General features: G+C 57.3%; 1 pseudogene. It reads left to right on the forward strand.

The annotated features are described in order from the left end of the window. Nucleotides 1-1,172: 1,172 nt before the first annotated feature. Nucleotides 1,173-1,461 (forward strand): annotated as a pseudogene (locus BGN91_RS04670) (transposase); the annotation flags it as partial.

Raw genomic sequence — 1,461 nt, forward strand, 5'->3', positions numbered from 1 at the left:
CATTGGCGGGATTTTTTAGCACAAAAGAAGAAAATTCTCTGGATTTCGCACTGTGTGGCTGGCGATGCAGTGGTGCGCAACCAAATCTCCACCGAAATTCGCTGCTAACAGGGAATTTTACAGGGAATTTCGTTCATCCTGCCTGTGAGAGACAAAAGCCAATGCTAAAAGTGCTCTCATTGCAGGCACTTCTTAGAGCATTCCCTAGAAAACCTATCAGGGAAAGCAATTCGAAAAACAGGGAAACGACGACTGGAAGCTGGGAATTCCGTAGGCGTTGAGGTTAAGCGTCCATTTCTCGCACCCTTGTTCGATCGTTAGCGACGCCGATCTGTTCCTGTCTTCAATTTGAAGATGGACGAGCGAACATCGAGGGGTGGAGGCGTCAAGGCGAGGATTTTTGGCGGGCGCATCACGAGGCATGGACGCGTAGCGACTTGAATCAACGTAAATATTGTGAAGCATTCCGCTCAGGGCGTTTGGCAACTGGCTATCGTTGTTTAAAGTGGGGCCACAGCCGCCCAAGCGGAAGCTGTGGTATCGACGCCCCTTAAGTCCTCCCCTTAGCCCGCCGTTAAGTTCCCTCGCAAGTCCGGGGTCTCATCCCTGCTCGACGACAGCGGAGCCCATTGTTCCAAGACCACGTGAAGGGCATCGGCGACGGTTCAGCGAAGCCGATAAGCGTTGGATTCTGAGGAGATGATACGGTCCGGCGCGAGCGGCAGCGAGATCTCGCGCCGCTACGGCATCGCTCCGCGCGTTCTGCGCCGATGGAAGCCGAAGCTTCGAAGCAAATGGCTCCCGCAATACACGAGCGTCCACGGTGCCGGTCGAACGAGCTGGTTATGGCCCTCATAGGCGCCGCTCGGGCCAGAGGCATATCGAAACAGCACAATCGGCGGACCCGGGCCGCCATGGCCGCGATCGTCGGAGACGATCGCCCGGCAATGGCGGCGCATCCGATCGCCGACGGGCTGGAGATAGAAGCAAGGCCCGGCCTGACCATTTGTCCAGCGTCGCACGGTCGAGCCGAATCCCTTGGCGGGCATAAATCTCTGCCAGAAAGCGCGTGTAGCTCTCCGAACTTGATGTGGTGGAACGGCCCGCTCCAACAGCATCAAAGTAGCTAGAACGTGGTCGTTGTTCGAACGCCACAAAGGAGGAACCGTTCCATGATTATCGCCATCGGGCTGGATCTGGCCAAGCGGATTTTCGAGGTTCACGGAGCGGATGCCGAGGGCCCGTCTATGTTCAACCGGAAGCTGCGGCGCAGCGAAGTTCTGCGTTTCTTGAGAAGCTGCCAGCATGCCTGGTGGGAATGGAAGCATGCGGTAGCGCCCACTATTGGGCGCGCGAGATCACAGCTCTCGGTCATGAGGTGCGGCTCATTCCGCCGGCTTATGTCAAACCGTTCGTCAAGCGTGGCAAAACAGATGCGGCGGACGCGGAGGCCATCAGCGA

The sequence above is a fragment of the Nitrobacter sp. 62-13 genome, from assembly GCF_001896955.1.
GTDB lineage: Bacteria > Pseudomonadota > Alphaproteobacteria > Rhizobiales > Xanthobacteraceae > Nitrobacter.